Below are 18152 nucleotides of genomic sequence, written 5' to 3' on the forward strand. Positions count from 1 at the left end.
CCAGACCCGTCATCTTATGTAATGATTAACTCTTTGACGCCTTTAATCGGCTGAGTGATGTTGGACTGATCCTCGAAATAAACGTGGATTGGTCCTTCTTCTGTTATAGGCTTTCCATTTTGGCTGAAATGGGCAATGCTATCCATCGCCTTAGAGAGCGGAACAGCAATTGTTTCTGTTTCTGTGACAAATTCACATGTCTCCGCTTGTTCGAGCGGTTCTGCATTTTTTATCATGTCGCCAAGTTTCATCCCGAAGCTGCCTGTGACAAGTCTTTCTTTTTCGTACTTTTTCTCTGTTTTTAATGTGGGTGGAAGTGTTTGACCTTCTCTTATGACCCGCTCTTGATCGAGTTCCTGATCTAGCTGCTGCTCTTCGTTTGCTGCACTTTTCTCAAAAAATGAATCCATTAAAAATTTACGGTCATCAAAAATCCATACACTCGGATCAATGGTGATCTTGTATTGTACGTTCCCCTTGATTTGAATAATGCTCATGTTCAAGACAACCCCTTTCCAACATAAATTATAGAAGTTTTCGCCCGCTTTGTCACTTTCATAAACATGCACTTCCTTGTACACACTACGATTAGACGAAAAATAGGGAGGATTTTGGGCATGGCATGTCGTGACAATGAAGAGCTTCAGCGATTTGTAGAAGAGGCAAAAAAGGTGGCCAAAAATGGAAAGGTAGCATCCTATATTCCGGCACTCGGTAAAGCGGATCAATCGGATTTATCTGTCGCTGTTTATCATGTGAGTAATACGTGCCACTCAGCGGGAGATGTTGATAAACGATTCACCCTGCAAAGTATTTCAAAAGTATTAGCACTAGCGCTCGTGCTCTCAGAAGAAGGACCGAAAAAAGTGTTTCAATATGTTGGACAAGAACCGACTGGCGACCCGTTTAATTCGATGATTAAACTAGAGACAGCAAGCCCCAATAAGCCGCTTAACCCAATGATTAATGCAGGAGCGCTTGCCGTTACAAGTTTAATAAGAGGAGCAACGCCGCAAGATCAGCTGAACCGGTTGCTTGGTTTTATTAGAGAGCTTGCCAATGACACCACCATTACATATTGCAAAGAAACCGCTGCATCCGAATTTGAAACATCAATGATTAACCGCGCAATGTGCTATTATATGAAGCAATATCATATCATTAAAGGGAATGTAGAAGAGGTGATGGATGTCTATACGAAGCAGTGCGCCGTCATGATGAATAGCTTGGATTTGGCGAAGATCGCATGTGTTTTTTCATTAGATGGCAGGCATCCAGAGACAGGAAAGCAAATCCTTTCGAAAGATGTTGCTAGAATTTGTAAAACGTTTATGGTCACATGCGGTATGTACAATGCGAGCGGGGAATTTGCGATCAATATCGGAATCCCTGCTAAAAGTGGTGTTTCAGGCGGAATTATGGGGGCGGCGCCATACGACTTTGGGATAGGTATATTCGGGCCTGCTTTGGATGAAAAAGGGAATAGTATTGCGGGTATTAAGCTGCTTGAGCTCATGAGTGAAAAATATGAGATGAGTATCTTTTAATGACGAATGGCTTCTTTTTATTTTTACAGAGCGAACTGTACAAATCTGCTTGCAATTTTGGGCGTTTCGCTTTATGATAAATAGAAGAATTAGGTACTCGCCTGGGGAACGGAGGGATACTTTTGGCGTCAGAAATTTTAGTCGATCATCGGCAAAAAGCACTGGCTTTATTAAAATTGGATGCAGATAAAATTTTAAAATTGATCCAAGTGCAAATGGACAACTTAACGATGCCGCAATGTCCTCTTTATGAAGAGGTTTTAGATACTCAAATGTTCGGATTATCGAGAGAAATTGATTTCGCTGTCCGGCTTGGATTAGTTGATCAACATGAAGGCAAAAAACTACTCGATAAACTTGAGAGAGAACTATCCGCACTTCATGATGCGTTCACAAAAAAATAATGATTGAAAACTCAAACTTCCACAACATAAGTTTGAGTTTTTTTGTCCGCCTTTTTATTTTGATTGATGCCAAACGGACTTGATTGTCTCATGAAAGACGAACAATATAAAGAGGTAAAACGGGATCAAACGGAGAAAATGTAGTAGAATAAGAACAGCTAAGAGAAGAGAATATCAAGCAGTAGAAATAGACGTTAGGAAGAGGATTATATGTTAAAGAGAATGCTAAAATCGTATGACTACTCATTATTGTTCGCCATTATATTAATTAGCGCATTCGGCTTGGTGATGGTGTATAGCTCAAGTATGATTACATCTGTGATTAGATATGATGCTGCGCCAGATAATTTTTTCAAGAAACAGCTTTTATTTATGATTGTCGGGGCGGTCATCTTGATTTTTACAGCCCTCATTCCGTATCAGCTGCTCTTAAATAAAAGATTCCAAATTGTGATGCTTTTGCTATCTGTGTTTTCTCTCATCTATGTGTACTTTGGCGGTCACATTGCAGGGAATGCTAGAAGCTGGATCAAATTTGGGCCTTTTAGTCTTCAGCCAGCGGAATTCGTGAAGATCGTTGTCATCATTTATCTTGCTGCTGTCTATGCAAAGAAGCAGCATTATATTGACCATATTTTAAGAGGGGTTACACCTCCAATTGTGGTTGTCTCCATCCTATGCGGATTTATTATTTTGCAGCCAGACTATGGGACAGCTTTTATCATTGGTATGATTGCCCTTGCGATGATTTTATGCTCAGGGTTTAGCGGTAAAACGCTTGCCAAGCTGCTCGCTTTATTTAGTGCGGTGATGGTTGTTGTGACACCGTTTATTATTCTTTTTTGGGATAAAATTTTTACGCAGAATCGTCTTGGACGTTTTGAGAGTTTCCAAGATCCATTTAAAGACGCAGGCGCTTCTGGGCATCAATTGATTAATTCATATTATGCGATTGGATCAGGCGGCTTTTTTGGGCTTGGTCTTGGAGAAAGTGTACAAAAGTATGGATACCTTCCAGAACCGCATACGGATTTTATCATGGCAATCATATCGGAAGAGCTTGGTTTTTTCGGTGTATTTTTTGTCCTTGCTCTCCTTGGCTTTATTGTCGTGAAAGGTTTTTACATTGCGAGAAAGTGTGAAGATCCGTTTGGAAGTTTGCTTGCAATAGGAATTTCTTCAATGATTGCCATCCAAACGTGTATTAATTTGGGCGGTGTTTCAGGTCTCATTCCGATTACTGGGGTCACACTTCCGTTTATCAGCTACGGGGGATCCTCTATCATTTTACTGAGTGGATGTATGGGAATATTGCTGAATATCAGCATGTTTACTGAATATAAAGAGCGTTATAAAAAGAAAAAATCAATCAGCAAACCATCGATTCAAAAAAATGGATTGCAGAAAACTTTGAATCTTTAGAAAACAAAAGTGTACAGTTTTCATTTCTTCCTTTATTATAGAGTACATATAAAATTTTAAGGGATATGGAGGAGTGAGAATGTCACAGAGAACAATTCAAAAGGTTCTAGTTGCAAACAGAGGGGAAATCGCTATCAGAGTCTTTAGGGCCTGTACGGAGCTCAACTTACGTACAGTGGCCATTTACTCCAAAGAAGACTCGGGCTCTTATCATCGCTATAAAGCCGATGAAGCATATCTAGTTGGAGAAGGGAAAAAGCCGATTGATGCCTACCTTGATATCGAGGGGATCATCGAAATTGCAAAACGAAATGACGTGGATGCGATTCATCCAGGATACGGATTTTTATCTGAAAACATTCATTTTGCAAGACGATGCGAAGAGGAAGGCATCCAATTCATCGGCCCAACTTCTCAACATTTAGATATGTTTGGAGATAAAGTAAAAGCGAGAGATGAAGCGAAAAAAGCTGGAATTCCAGTCATTCCAGGAAGTGACGGGCCAGTTGATTCGGTCAAAGAAGTCGAAAAATTCGGTGAAGAATACGGTTACCCGTTTATTATTAAAGCTTCACTTGGAGGCGGCGGCCGAGGTATGCGGATTGTCAGATCAAAAGAGGAGCTGAACGAAGCCTATGACCGTGCAAAGTCAGAGGCGAAAGCGGCTTTTGGAAATGACGAAGTATATGTTGAAAAGCTGATTGAAAATCCGAAACATATTGAAGTGCAGGTGATTGGAGACAATCACGGCAATATCATTCATTTATACGAGCGTGACTGCTCTGTTCAAAGGCGTCATCAAAAAGTCATTGAGGTTGCACCAAGTGTGTCTCTTTCTAATCAATTACGTGAAGACATCTGTGAAGCGGCTGTTCAGCTGGCCCAGAATGTATCGTATATCAATGCAGGGACTGTAGAATTCCTAGTGGCAAATGGCGAGTTTTATTTTATTGAAGTCAATCCTAGGGTCCAGGTGGAACACACGATCACAGAAATGATCACAGGTGTCGATATCGTCCAAACCCAAATTCTTGTCGCAAAAGGACATGACCTTCACAGCAAAGAAGTCGGGATACCAAAACAAGAAGATATCTTTACACATGGATTTGCCATTCAATCAAGGGTCACAACAGAAGATCCTTTGAATGATTTTATGCCAGATACAGGAAAAATCATGGCTTACCGTTCAGGCGGTGGTTTTGGTGTACGTCTTGATACAGGGAACAGCTTCCAAGGTGCGGTGATTACGCCTTTTTACGATTCACTGTTGGTCAAGCTGTCTACTTGGGCACTTACATTTGATCAAGCTGCGGCTAAAATGGTCCGAAATTTACAAGAATTCAGGATTCGCGGCATTAAAACAAATATTCCGTTTCTTGAAAACGTCGCAAAGCACGAGAAGTTTCTAAAAGGGGAATATGATACATCGTTTATTGATTCGACACCAGAGCTATTTAACTTTCCTAAGCAAAAAGACCGCGGAACGAAAATGCTTACTTATATTGGTAACGTTACCATTAATGGGTTCCCTGGTATTTCGGAAAATAAGAAGCCTCATTTTGATCAACCAAATGTGCCGAAACTTGCTGTCCATGAAACGATTCCTTCTGGAACAAAACAATTGTTAGACAAGCATGGACCTGAGGGGCTCGCCAATTGGGTGAAAGAGCAAAGCGGTGTACTCTTAACGGATACAACCTTTAGAGACGCACATCAATCCCTGCTTGCAACACGCTTTAGAACACACGACTTAAAGAAAGTTGCTCAGCCAACAGCAGGCTTATGGCCAGAGTTATTCAGTATGGAAATGTGGGGCGGTGCTACATTTGATGTGGCATATCGTTTCTTGAAAGAAGATCCTTGGGAAAGATTGAAAGAGCTTCGTCAAGAAGTGCCAAACACTTTGTTCCAAATGCTATTAAGATCATCAAACGCTGTCGGATATACAAACTATGCGGATAATGTGATTAAAGCATTTGTAAAGGAATCGGCAGAGGCAGGCATTGACGTCTTCCGTATTTTCGACAGTCTAAACTGGGTCAAAGGTATGACGCTTGCCATTGATTCTGTTCGTGAATCCGGCAAAGTGGCAGAGGCAGCGATTTGTTATACAGGTGATATTCTTGATCCATCACGTCCGAAATATGATTTGAAATATTATGTCTCTCTTGCGAAGGAGCTTGAATCCGCAGGCGCTCATATTTTAGGTATTAAAGATATGGCGGGATTATTAAAACCGCAGGCGGCTTATGAACTTGTATCTGCTCTAAAAGACGAGCTCACGATTCCAATCCATCTTCATACACACGATACGAGTGGAAATGGACTCTTCACCTATGCAAGAGCGATTGATGCAGGTGTTGATATTGTTGATGTTGCTGTCAGCTCTATGGCGGGGCTCACATCACAACCAAGTGCGAGCTCATTATATTATGCTTTAGACGGACATGAAAGAAAGCCCGAAATGAATGTTCAAGCGGTTGAACATCTTTCTCAATATTGGGATTCCGTCAGAAAATATTACCATGAGTTTGAAAGCGGAATGAATTCACCGCATACAGAAATTTATGAGCATGAAATGCCTGGTGGTCAGTATAGTAACCTGCAACAGCAGGCGAAAGGGGTCGGCCTTGGCGACCGCTGGAATGAAGTAAAAGAAATGTACAGACGTGTAAATGACATGTTTGGTGACATTGTGAAAGTGACACCGTCTTCTAAAGTGGTCGGAGATATGGCACTTTATATGGTGCAAAACGATCTGACAGAAGAGGATGTTTATGAAAAAGGAGCAACACTGGATTTCCCAGATTCGGTTGTTGAATTGTTTAAAGGCTATTTAGGACAGCCTCATGGCGGATTCCCAGAAAAGCTGCAAAAGCTGATTTTAAAAGGGGAGGAGCCGCTTACTGTCAGACCGGGTGAGAAACTGAAGCCTGTGGACTTTGAAGAAATCAAAAAGCAGTTCAAAGAATCACATGATCTGACGTTGACAGAACAAGATGCCATTGCATATGCTTTATACCCGAAAGTCTTTTCTGAATTTGTTCAAACAGCAGAAAGCTATGGAGATATCTCTGTTCTTGACACACCAACCTTCTTCTACGGCATGAGACTTGGTGAAGAAATTGAGGTAGAAATTGAAAAAGGGAAAACCCTCATTGTCAAACTCGTGTCAATTGGAGAACCGAATCCGGACGCTACAAGAGTGCTTTACTTTGAACTGAATGGACAGCCGCGTGAAGTGGTCATTAAGGATGAAAGCATCAAATCCTCCGTTCAAGAAAAAATGAAGGCAGATCGCTCAAATCCAAATCACATTGCGGCATCAATGCCAGGCACTGTCATCAAAGTACTTGTTGAAAAAGGACAGAAAATTTCTCAAGGTGAGCACTTGATGATCAATGAAGCGATGAAAATGGAAACGACGGTACAAGCACCGTTCTCAGCAGTCGTGGATGAAATTCATGTCACGAATGGAGAAGGGATTCAAACTGGAGATCTGTTGATTGTCTTAAAGCCTGAATAATGAGTGAGACACATCCACTGCGATGTGTCTTTTTTTGAGCGCATTAAAATGTGCAGCCGCCCGCTAGAGTGATTACACTATAGAATGAGGTGAAGAAAGAGTGGAAATTGTCGTGATTTGGTTTCGCCGAGATATGCGATTGGATGATCATATCGCCTTATCAAAAGCGATCACATATGCAAAAAAACATCAGTACCGATTATTTGCTTTTTATCATCTAGATCCATTTTTTACAGAAATGGAACTGGATTTGAACAACGAACATTTCTTTCAAAACTTGGCCAATTTCGTCAAGGAAGCGAGAGAATCTCACATGTATGTTCATCTCATTCATGATGATATTTTGTCCGCTTTTCAAAAGCTCATGGATGCTTATGACATCAATGCGGTCTTTTTTAATGAGGACGAAGTAGGAAATGGTCGAATTCGTGATGAGCAAGTGACCCGTTTCTTAGAAGAAAAGGGCATTCATGTGTCAAAGTGGCAAGATACGCATCTGCATGGGGCGAGAGATATTTTAAAAGCGGATGGTTCTCATTATCAAGTGTTTACTCCATACTATCAAGCGTGGCGGAAGCAGGAGAAGCAGTCTGTGATAAAAGTTGACAAATCATTTCTGAGCAGCAAGCATACGATTTGTGATGAGTCACTTTCTGAAAAGGGAGATGCGAAACTAAGGGACATCATCAAGAAATGTACAAGGAAATTCGATCAGATGGGATCAGACAAAGCGATGAGCACGCTAGGCGGCTTTATTCAAGAAAGATTGACGCATTATCATGAGAAACGAGATATTCCGTCTGTTTTTGGGACGAGCAAGCTGTCTCGGTTCTTAAAAACCGGGACCATTTCTATTCGCACAATCTTTCATGCGGTCAATGAGGAAGAACTTTTTGAAGATGAGGGCAAGGAAACATTTATGAAAGAGCTAGCGTGGCGCGATTTTTATCATATGATCTTTGCGCATTATCCAGAGATGAAAGAAAAAGAAATCAACTCCTCCTTTCAACATATAAAATGGAATGATGATGAGACACTTTTTGAAGCTTGGTGTAAAGGACAAACAGGCTTCCCACTCGTTGACGCTGGGATGAGACAGTTAAATGAAGAAGGCTGGATGCATAACCGTTTGAGAATGGTGACGGCTTCATTTCTGACAAAAGATTATCTCATCGATTGGAGAATGGGCGAGGCGTATTTCGCGAGAAAACTTGTCGACTATGATGAGGCTTCGAATATTGGAGGATTTCAGTGGGCAGCCTCTGTCGGAACGGATGCTGTTCCTTACTTCCGTATTTTTAACCCAACGACCCAGTCGAAACGATTTGACCCAAGCGGAGAATATATTAGAAGGTATGTACCAGAACTAAAGCATGTGAATGAAAAATGGATTCATGAACCGAGTAAAATGCCGATAGATGAGCAAATGAAATCGGGATGCGTGCTGGGGGATACATATCCTCTGCCTACAGTCGATCATCAAGAAAGACGAAAAAAGGCCATTTCGCTATTCGAAGAAGCGAAACAAACATAAAAGAAATCCCCCTTTTCGGATGAAAGGGGGATTGTATGTTTATCTGAAAGGCTCTCTATTTTCATATTTAAACCGGGCAATGAGTAAGCAGAAGTAGCATAGTACCCCAAACAAACAAGAAATAAAGAATGAATGAGCAAGCGCATAACCGAGTGCGAGCTGAGAATAAACAGACATGACACCAGAGATCGCTTGAAGTGTAATCAGAATGGCTGAAATGATCCATCCATAATACAGCTGCTTTTGTTCTTTATAATGTTTAAGGGCATGGAACATCGCAACAAATATCCAAACGAATAAAAGAAGGGCTGCTGCTCGGTGAGACATTTGAACCCATTGATTAAAATACGCTGGAAGTGCGCCGTCTTTTGAACAAAATGGGAAGACAGAGCATGCAAGACTTGATTTTGTATGTCTCACATAGGCGCCCGTATACACCACAATATACGTATATGTGATCAACCCATAAATATGGAACTGCATTCTTTTGCCGATATGAAGTGGCTTCACAAGCTTTGTTTCAGATCTGGTGGCTTCAAACACAAGCAGTGCCAGCAGTAAAACGGAAGCAAAAGAAATCAGTGAAATACCGAAGTGCAGTGCCATGACAAGTGCGTTAGAACCAAACACAACGGCGAGTGCCCCTAACAGCGCTTGAAGCAGTAAGAATATAATGGACATGATGACCAAAAATTTGGTTTCACGGAATACTGGACTGATTTTTTTCCAGCATAAGACCGCCAGTGCCAGTACAAGAATGGTGGAAACTCCTGTTGACATGCGGTGGCTCCATTCGATAATGGAAGCAGGGTTCATTTCTGGAAAGAAACGACCGTGGCAAAGGGGCCATTGTCTGCCGCAGCCAAGACCGGAGCCAGTTTTTGTCACAAGCGCACCGCCAATCAGAACGATCAGCATCACAAATGTTGTGACAACGCTCAATAACCTTAAAGCAAATTTCATCAAATGATTTCACCTTCTCTAAATAACTTCTGATCTAAATGAAAACCTCACATGCTCTCAAGTTTAAGCCAAATGCGTGTTCTGTTGCAATTCATAATGACCAAAGTTCACAAAAAAATGATATGTTAGTTCACAAAGTTTACAGATTTAGAGTGCTTGATCTTTCTTTGACAGTCTGATAGAAATAGAGGAGAGAATATTTCATTTTGCACCGCCTTCTGAAACGCACATCCTAATAAATTCACGAAAAGTTCACAAATAACTTCAAGTTTGTCGTTTATTATTTAATAGGATGTTTTTTTACAGCTCTTTATCTTGTATGATAGAGTTGTAACGATTTTACGTTTTATTCGTTCGTTTGAAGGTTTGGGCAAGGGAGGTTATACACATTGGCAAATTCCAAAACAGCCGCGGAAGCAGCTATTCATGGACAAATAGAAGAAACAACCGCTTTAAAAGATTTTCTTGCTCTTATTAAAATGGGCATCGTCAATTCCAATTTCATTACAACATTTACTGGAATGTGGCTTGCTTTTTATTTTACAGGTATGAGTTTCCTTGGGAATCTTGATATTGTGCTGTTAACAATGATTGGTTCTTCTCTTATTATTGCCGGTTCATGCGCCATTAATAATGCGTTTGACCGTGATATTGATATACTAATGGAAAGAACAAAAACAAGACCGACGGTGACAGGTAAAGTTCAGCCAGGTCAAGCGTATGCATTTGGTATTCTGCTTGTTGTACTTGGACTGATTATGCTTCTGATGACAACTGTTACATCAGCAGTGATTGGATTTATCGGTGTCTTTACTTATGCAGTTCTATACACGATGTGGTCTAAACGCCATTACACCATTAATACAGTCATTGGGAGTGTATCTGGTGCGGTTCCGCCATTAATTGGCTGGACAGCTGTTACAGGCACCATCGACACAACGGCTTGGGTCCTGTTTATGATTATGTTCATCTGGCAAATTCCGCATTTCTTATCACTTGCGATTAAGAAAACGGAAGATTACCGCAAAGCAGGTATTCCAATGCTGCCAGTTGTTTACGGCTTTGAAGTCACAAAACGCCAAATCATCATTTGGACAGCATGTCTTCTTCCGCTTCCATTTTTCTTAGGTGGATTAGGATGGCCGATTGTCGCACTTGGCACATTGCTGAACATTGGATGGCTCGTCATTGGTCTTATGGGCTTTAAAATGAAAGATATCATGAAGTGGTCAACACTCATGTTTGTTTATTCATTAAACTACTTAACGATCTTTTTCGTTGCGATGATTATTATTACACTATTCTAGAGTGAAATACACTTTGATCACATCAAAACAATGGCTATATCTTATAACACAACATTTTCTTACAACTATGAAAGCCGCCTGATATTCAGTTCTATTTAGGCGGCTTTCTGTTTATACATAGATGGTATTTTGAGTAAAAACATCATTTTTTTATGAAAAGAGGAAATGTAAGTGCTTTTATAAGAGGCGGGGGTTATGGATGGGTGAAAGGTGATTTTATAAATAAGAGGTAAAAGCGAAAGGCAAAGGAGATCAAGCAAAAGGGGTTGGGACAAATTATGATAAGAAAATGGCGTGTTTATTCACTGTTTCTCTTACTGACGCTCGTTTTGGCGGGCTGCGGTGAACCATACTTATCAACACTCAAGCCAGTTGGGGAAGTAGCAGATAAACAGTTTTTCCTAACGGTACTGAGTACACTTATTATGGTTCTTGTCGTTATTGTTGTATCGATCATTTTCTTTTACGTCATCATTAAATTCAAACGTTCTAAAGTGGGAGAAGATACGATTCCTAAACAGGTAGAAGGGAATCGTAACCTCGAAATTACGTGGACAGCGATTCCGATACTTCTACTCATTATTCTCGTTGTACCTGTTGTGGCATACACGCTTGAGCTAGGGGATACAAGCGCCATGGATAAGAAAAAACGAGATCCTGAAAAGACACTTGTAGTGAATGTAAGAGCCAGCTTATATTGGTGGGAATTTGAATACCCTGATTATGGGATTGTGACAAGTCAGGAATTGATTGTTCCAACTGATCAAAAGGTTTATTTTAAGCTGAAAGCATCTGATGTGAAACACTCATTCTGGATTCCATCAGCTGGGGGTAAAATTGATACAAATACAGACAACGAGAACAAGTTTTATTTAACGTTTGACTCAAAACGAACGAAAGATGCTGGAGAATATTTCTATGGGAAATGTGCAGAGCTTTGTGGTCCATCACATGCTTTAATGGACTTTAAAGTTAAAACGCTTTCTCAAGATGAGTTTTTAGGCTGGACGAAAAAGATGACAGATTATAAGAAGCCTGCATCTACGTCAGATCTAGCCCTTGAGGGTGAAAAACTCTTTAAAGAGAAAAACTGTTTAAGCTGTCATGCGGTAGAGCCTGGAGATGAACGGCCAGAGGCGGCAAGGACTGCACCAAACCTTGCAACCTTCGGAGAGCGGACAAAAGTAGCTGGAATTAAAGACATGAACAAAGAAAATGTCAAAGCATGGCTGAAAGATCCAGAGAGCTTTAAACCAGGTAATAAGATGACAAGGACGTACCCTAAACTAAATGACTCAGAAGCAGATGCACTCTACGAGTATTTAAAAGGTCTTAAAATACAGTAAATGCCTTGAGCAGCTTGAAGTTGCGCACATTCAAAAGGGTATACGATCTATGTGAAGTTTTTGTTAAGAGCTCCCGAATAAGTCTCTACATCCAAGAATAAGTCATCTGTCAGATATAGTCTGTTTTTAGAACGTGAAGATAGACATTGATATGAAAAGGGGCAAATGGGAGATAAGAGGGGGATTTCATGGTGAGTACAATAGCTAAAAAGCGGGGGTTTGGCGCTGTCTTATGGGATTACTTAACGACGGTTGACCACAAAAAAATTGCCATACTATATTTAGTGGCAGGGGGATTTTTCTTTTTAATTGGTGGCCTGGAAGCGATGATTATCCGTATTCAGCTAGCCATCCCTGAAAATGATTTTGTGAGTGCAGGGTTTTACAATGAAGTCATGACGATGCATGGAACAACGATGATTTTCCTTGCAGCAATGCCGCTTTTATTTGCATTAATGAATGCGGTTGTACCCATTCAAATCGGTGCACGTGACGTAGCGTTTCCATTTGTGAATTCACTTGGTTTTTGGCTGTTCTTTTTCGGAGGTATTTTCTTAAACCTTGGATGGTTTATGGGCGGAGCACCTGATGCAGGCTGGACTGCCTATGCGTCGCTCACGCTGAATTCAGAAGGACACGGCATGGATTTCTATATTTTAGGGTTGCAGATAGCAGGTATTGGTACGCTAATTGCCGGAATCAACTTTCTTGCAACGATTATTAATATGAGAGCGCCAGGTATGACGTATATGAGAATGCCGCTCTTTACCTGGACGACGTTTGTGGCATCCGCACTAATTTTATTCGCATTCCCGCCGCTGACAGCAGGACTTGCGATGCTGATGCTTGATCGAATGTTTGATACGAGCTTTTTTAATCCAGAGCTCGGCGGAAATACAATCATCTGGGAGCATTTGTTCTGGATTTTTGGACACCCAGAAGTGTATATCTTGATTTTGCCGGCATTTGGGATTTTCTCTGAGATCATTCCGGTGTTTGCAAGAAAAAGATTGTTTGGTTATTCGTCCATGGTGTTTGCGACTGTATTAATTGGTTTCCTTGGATTCATGGTGTGGGCGCATCACATGTTCACAACAGGACTTGGTCCAATTGCCAATGCGATCTTTGCCGTAGCCACAATGGCGATTGCGGTGCCAACTGGAATTAAAGTTTTTAACTGGTTGCTCACCATATGGGGAGGTAATGTGAAGTTCACAACGCCGATGCTATATTCAGTTGCGTTCATTCCGTCATTCTTACTTGGCGGTGTAACCGGCGTCATGCTTGCAGCAGCAGCAGCGGATTATCAGTTCCATGACACGTACTTCGTTGTGGCGCATTTCCACTATGTCATTATCGGTGGTGTGGTCTTCGGTATTTTAGCAGGTGTGCATTATTGGTGGCCGAAGATGTTTGGGAAAATACTGAATGAGAAGCTTGGGAAAATTGGCTTTGTGCTGTTTTTCGTCGGTTTCCATTTAACGTTCTTTATCCAGCATTTTCTCGGTCTTTGGGGCATGCCGCGCCGAGTCTTTACATTCTTGCCAGGTCAGGGTCTAGACCTTGGGAACTTGGTGAGTACGATTGGGGCACTGTTCATGTTTGTAGCAGTTGTCATCATGCTGATTAATATCATCTGGACGACAGCAAAAGGGGAGCGTGTATCGGGCGATCCTTGGGGAGATGGAAGAACGCTTGAATGGGCAGTATCTTCACCTCCGCCAGAATATAACTTTAAGCAGCTGCCTCTTGTACGGGGACTTGATCCATTATGGATTGAGAAAATGGATGGTAAAAAAGGAATGACAGCATCTGAACCGCTCGATGATATTCACATGCCGAATAATTCCATCTTGCCTATCATTATCTCATTCGGTCTATTTGTGTCAGCGTTTGGTTTTATGTATCGTCAAGAACACAGCTGGGGTCTACCGGTGATCTTCATTGGTCTTGGCATCACGTTTGCGACCATGCTCGTTCGCTCTCTTAAAGATGATCATGGATACCATATTCACAAAGAAGATTTGACGGATGACGATGACAAAGGGGTGAAAGCATAATGGAACCACAAAAAATGACAGCGGAAACCTTTCCGGCTTCTCCTGAGAAAGCCACGTTAGAAGGAAAGAATAAGTTCGTCGGGTTCTGGTTGTTTCTTGGGGGAGAAACGGTCCTGTTTGCATCTTTGTTTGCCACTTATTTGGCGCTGAAAAATTCAAATGCAGGCGGTGCAACAACAACTGAAATGTTTGACCTCACACTTGTCTTTATTGCCACAATGCTTCTGTTAACGAGCAGTTTAACGAGTGTGTATGCTATGTATCATATGAAAAACTTTGCCTTTAAAAAAATGCAGCTTTGGTTAGGTGTAACCGTTCTTTTAGGTGCTGGATTTTTAGGGGTAGAAATTTATGAGTTTTATCATTATGTGCATGCGTATGAATTTACCATTACGAGCTCTGCACTTGGCTCTTCCTTCTATACGCTTGTTGGAACACACGGGGCTCACGTCGCATTTGGACTTTGCTGGATCACCGCTCTGATGATTCGGAATATGAGACGCGGACTCGATTTATACAATGCACCAAAATATTATGTGGCAAGCCTTTATTGGCACTTCATTGATGTTGTGTGGGTCTTCATCTTTACCGTTGTATATTTAATGGGAATGGTGGGATAAGAATGGGAAATAAAAACACAAATCAGTCCAAAGTCGATCTTGTCTATCGGAAAAAGAAAAATGCCGAAGAAATGAAGCATCAGCTCATTTCTTTCGGCTTGATGATTGGTTTAACGTTTGTTGCCTTTTTAACAATCGCCTCTGAAGACGTCGGAAATTGGTTCGCTGTCCCTTTTATTTTACTGCTTGCAGTGATTCAGGTCGCTTTTCAGCTTTATTATTTTATGCACATGAACCAAAAAGGGCATGAAACACCCGCGTTGTTTCTTTACTCAGGTGTGTTTGTCGCGTTTATTACCGTTTTAGCCTTTTTGACCATTATTTGGTGGTAAGCTCGCTTTGCCCTTGAAGGAGGCGCAGCAATGGAAAACTTAGAGATATTTGGATTTCGTGCATTATGGAGTCCTTACTATTTGACATGTATTGTAGCAGCAGCCGCTTTTTATCTGCTTCTCGTGACGAAGGGTAAGCACCGTGCGACGGTGAAAGAGAAAACGCTGTTTCTCACGGGGCTTGTGTTGCTTTATGCAGTGAAGGGGAGCCCGATTGATTTAATGGGGCATATTATGTTCAGTGCGCATATGGCGCAAATGGCAGTGCTCTATTTGGTCATCCCGCCCCTTCTTATTACAGGTGTACCTGCGGCGATTTGGGAGCGGATCATTCAAACACGGGGTATTCAGCCGATTTTCCGCTTGTTTTCTAAGCCGTTGATTGCCTTGCTCGGATTTAACGGGTTGTTTTCGCTGTATCATATTCCGCTTGTGTTCGATTTTGTCAAAACAGATCCGTTTTATCACGCATTGATGACGGTTGTCATTTTTATCGCTGCCTTTTTCATGTGGTGGCCGCTTGTCCATAAAGTGCAAAGTCAGCCGCAGATTACAGGCATTTTAAAGCTTGGATATATTATGGCAGATGGGATTTTAATGACACCTGCCTGCGCACTCATTATGTTTAGTGAAGCGCCTATCTATGCCACTTATTCAGATGCCGGCGCATGGATACAAGCACTGCACCTATGCGTACCGAGTGATATGCTTGCTGGTCTTGCGCTTACGGGACCTGACATGTTTCATACATTGCCGCTGCTAGAAGATCAGCAGCTAGGTGCTATTTTGATGAAAATCATTCAGGAGATTGTATACGGATCGATTCTTGCTGTTGTCTTCTTTGACTGGGCGAGAAAAGAAAGAGCGAAAGATGCCGTACCAGATGCGCTCATTCCGAAATATGAATAAATGAAAAGCACAGCCGCAAGGGCTGTGCTTTTTATGCTTCAGCAGTTATCGCTTCTAGTTTTTCTTTCAATTGGTTCAGTGTTTTTTTGCTGGATTGAATAAGAGATTTAGGGAAATCTTCGCCTTCTCCATATTCAACACCATGCGGATAATAGTGTTTTCCAAGTAAAGGTGTCAGCAGCTGGATGTGGGCTTTTTTGGAGCCGACATCTCCCTCAGTGGCGTAGCCAGAGATCCGTAAGTAAAACGTCCCCTCTACCATGTTATACTTCCTGTCGTACGTCACACGCTCATAATCCCATTGATCGGCTCGTACAAATCCTTCACTTTCCATAATGAAATCTAATTTATTTAAGTCAGCTGTTACATTTTCAATCCCCGTGCCTTCAAACTTCACCCAAAACCCCTCCTTATAAAAATTCCCTTTACTGACAATCATAGTATGAAAGCGTTAAACTTTCAACTGTGAAGGGTATGTTCTTTTATAAGCTGGTTACAGTAATAAAGAAAATAACGGATGGAGGAATCAACGTGAAAACGAAAAAAATCAAAGATATCATGACGAAAAAAGTAGTGACGTTGCAAAAGGACGACAATGCGTATGAAGCGGCAGTCAAAATGAAAGATGCTGACATTGGTGCCATTCCAGTAGTCGACGGAGATCAGCTTGTTGGTATTGTCACAGACCGCGACCTTGTACTTAGAGGTATTGCTGAGAAAAAGCCGAACTCACAAGAGGTTGGTGCCCTCATGACGAAGGAAGTTTTGACAGCTGAAGAAGATGCAACCCTAGAAGAAATTGTCCGGTTGATGTCAGAACATCAGCTCCGCCGTATCCCGGTTGTCAAAAATGGGGCACTCACAGGAATCGTAGCCCTTGGGGATTTATCAGTTGAAGATTTATCAAACGATCGTGCAGGTGATGCTCTGACGGAAATCTCTCAACAAGACCAGGATCATGGCCAAGGATTTCTTCATTAGGAGGGGCATATTTTAAATTCGTGTTAAATAGGCTGTATTGTCGTTGATAAATGGAGCAAGTTTTGTTTAAATGACAGTAGAAGGTACTTTTTGTACCTTGCCAATTTAACGGAGGTGTTTATTTGAAAACTGTGCTGAAAACACTCTTCATCCTCCTGATTATATCTGGAACGTACGTTCTGTTTATTCAATATGGATCTTCACCAGAAAAAGAAAACAGCAATGAGCCGAAGGTGTCTAATGAAGAAACATCTAGCGATAAGCCGATCAACATTCCGAAAAAAGGTCTCATGTCCTTTATGGGGAAGTCTTCAAACGAAGTGCTTAAACAGCTAGGGGAACCAGATCGCATTGATCCTTCCGCATATGATTATGACTGGTGGATATACAATCAATCGAAGAAACACTATATTCAAGTAGGGGTAAAGGACAGTAAAGTGGTGACCTTGTTTGCGACAGGGGATGGGCTGAATGTTGAGCCGTTTAAAATCGGTCAAGCCACAAGTGAAGTGTTTAAAAAAACACAAATCGCTCCTTACATTCATGTAGAGGACGAGGGAAATTCATATCGCTTTGAATTCTCAGAAGATGATATGAATACCAGGCCGACGGTGAAAGTGGGAGATGATGTGTATGTCCAGCTCTACATGGATAAGTTTGAAAGCACTCTTTCGAGCATTCGAGCCTTTAACGCAGATACATTTGTCAAACAAAAGCCGTATGAAGTCGTTTATCGAGGTCAATTAATTGAACCTGAGGCGATATCAGGCGAAAAGTGGAAGGATATTGAAGCGTCGAGTCAAAAACAAATTTTTGATATGACCAATATTATCCGCCATAAGTACAAACTGCCGACCTTAAAGTGGGACGATGAAACCTCTGAAGTGGCATTCATGCATAGTGAGGACATGAAGGATCATCATTATTTCTCCCATGAATCTAAAAAATACGGCACGCTGAAAGACCGGTTAGAAAGAGGCGAGGTCGCATTTCAGCTTGCGGGGGAAAACATTGCGTATAATTATGTTGATGGCCCTGCAGCTGTAGAAGGTTGGCTGAATAGCGAAGGTCACCGGAAGGCATTGTTAAATCAAGATTACACGCACCTTGGCGTTGGTGTGAAAGAAAAGTATTATACACAAAACTTCATTAAGAAAACGTCTTAATCCTCTAAACAGCTGCGCACAGATGGCGGCTGTTT

At 41.5% G+C, this 18152-nt stretch carries 16 protein-coding genes; 13 read left to right on the forward strand and 3 right to left on the reverse strand.

Going from position 1 to position 18152, the window contains the following annotated elements; genetic code table 11:
- Window positions 1–14: 14 nt before the first annotated feature.
- Complete coding sequence (locus NST24_RS07285) at window positions 15–497, reverse strand: hypothetical protein (protein WP_008345056.1); 483 nt, start codon at window positions 495–497, stop codon at window positions 15–17.
- Window positions 498–617: 120 nt separating this feature from the next.
- Here NST24_RS07285 and glsA point away from each other — a divergent pair, with 120 nt between their 5' ends.
- From glsA to NST24_RS07310, 5 genes are all read left to right on the forward strand, one after another.
- Window positions 618–1547 (forward strand): glutaminase A, encoded by a 930-nt coding sequence (gene glsA / locus NST24_RS07290; protein WP_019743436.1) that lies wholly within the window; start codon window positions 618–620, stop codon window positions 1545–1547.
- A gap of 122 nt (window positions 1548–1669) precedes the next feature.
- Entirely contained in the window at window positions 1670–1951 is a 282-nt protein-coding gene (locus NST24_RS07295; protein ID WP_003212509.1) for a YlaN family protein, read from the forward strand.
- 210 nt (window positions 1952–2161) lie between these two features.
- Window positions 2162–3373, forward strand: coding sequence for a putative lipid II flippase FtsW (gene ftsW / locus NST24_RS07300; RefSeq protein WP_008345051.1), 1212 nt, complete (start codon window positions 2162–2164; stop codon window positions 3371–3373).
- 79 nt (window positions 3374–3452) lie between these two features.
- Window positions 3453–6899, forward strand: coding sequence for a pyruvate carboxylase (gene pyc, locus NST24_RS07305; protein ID WP_041507351.1), 3447 nt, complete (start codon window positions 3453–3455; stop codon window positions 6897–6899).
- A 100-nt stretch (window positions 6900–6999) separates the two neighbouring features.
- Entirely contained in the window at window positions 7000–8433 is a 1434-nt protein-coding gene (locus NST24_RS07310; RefSeq protein WP_342462492.1) for a deoxyribodipyrimidine photo-lyase, read from the forward strand.
- A 39-nt stretch (window positions 8434–8472) separates the two neighbouring features.
- On the opposite strand, the gene NST24_RS07315 is transcribed toward NST24_RS07310, so the two are convergent.
- Window positions 8473–9396 carry a heme A synthase gene (locus NST24_RS07315; protein ID WP_024720295.1) on the reverse strand — a complete coding sequence of 308 codons (924 nt, stop codon included), beginning with the start codon at window positions 9394–9396 and terminating at the stop codon, window positions 8473–8475.
- A gap of 389 nt (window positions 9397–9785) precedes the next feature.
- On the opposite strand from NST24_RS07315, the gene cyoE reads away from it, so the two are divergent.
- The 6 genes from cyoE (at window position 9786) to ctaG (ending at window position 15970) form a co-directional block, all read left to right on the forward strand.
- Window positions 9786–10703, forward strand: a complete 918-nt coding sequence (gene cyoE / locus NST24_RS07320; protein ID WP_024720296.1) for a heme o synthase — start codon at window positions 9786–9788, stop codon at window positions 10701–10703.
- Between the two features lie 278 nt (window positions 10704–10981).
- Window positions 10982–12049 (forward strand): cytochrome c oxidase subunit II, encoded by a 1068-nt coding sequence (gene coxB, locus NST24_RS07325; RefSeq protein ID WP_342462493.1) that lies wholly within the window; start codon window positions 10982–10984, stop codon window positions 12047–12049.
- Window positions 12050–12237: 188 nt separating this feature from the next.
- Window positions 12238–14109, forward strand: a complete 1872-nt coding sequence (gene ctaD / locus NST24_RS07330) for a cytochrome c oxidase subunit I (RefSeq protein WP_007499823.1) — start codon at window positions 12238–12240, stop codon at window positions 14107–14109.
- Entirely contained in the window at window positions 14106–14729 is a 624-nt protein-coding gene (ctaE, locus tag NST24_RS07335) for a cytochrome c oxidase subunit III (protein WP_089374148.1), read from the forward strand. Before ctaD ends, ctaE begins: the two co-directional genes overlap by 4 nt.
- Window positions 14730–14731: 2 nt before the next feature.
- Entirely contained in the window at window positions 14732–15061 is a 330-nt protein-coding gene (gene ctaF, locus NST24_RS07340; protein WP_003211520.1) for a cytochrome c oxidase subunit IVB, read from the forward strand.
- 30 nt (window positions 15062–15091) lie between these two features.
- On the forward strand, window positions 15092–15970 hold the full coding sequence (gene ctaG, locus NST24_RS07345; RefSeq protein ID WP_326111703.1) for a cytochrome c oxidase assembly factor CtaG: 879 nt from the start codon (window positions 15092–15094) through the stop codon (window positions 15968–15970).
- Window positions 15971–16001: 31 nt separating this feature from the next.
- On the opposite strand, the gene NST24_RS07350 is transcribed toward ctaG, so the two are convergent.
- Window positions 16002–16367, reverse strand: coding sequence for a YugN family protein (locus NST24_RS07350; protein WP_342462494.1), 366 nt, complete (start codon window positions 16365–16367; stop codon window positions 16002–16004).
- A 161-nt stretch (window positions 16368–16528) separates the two neighbouring features.
- On the opposite strand from NST24_RS07350, the gene NST24_RS07355 reads away from it, so the two are divergent.
- Together NST24_RS07355 and NST24_RS07360 are read left to right on the forward strand one after the other, a co-directional pair.
- The gene (locus NST24_RS07355; RefSeq protein WP_045034299.1) at window positions 16529–16951 is read left to right on the forward strand and encodes a CBS domain-containing protein; all 423 of its coding nucleotides are present in this window, start codon (window positions 16529–16531) and stop codon (window positions 16949–16951) included.
- 122 nt (window positions 16952–17073) lie between these two features.
- Window positions 17074–18117 (forward strand): CAP domain-containing protein, encoded by a 1044-nt coding sequence (locus NST24_RS07360; RefSeq protein ID WP_008345031.1) that lies wholly within the window; start codon window positions 17074–17076, stop codon window positions 18115–18117.
- The last annotated feature ends 35 nt before the right edge of the window (window positions 18118–18152 follow it).

Origin of the sequence: Bacillus sp. FSL R5-0286, from assembly GCF_038593245.1 — a bacterium.
Classification (GTDB): Bacteria; Bacillota; Bacilli; order Bacillales; family Bacillaceae; genus Bacillus; species Bacillus altitudinis.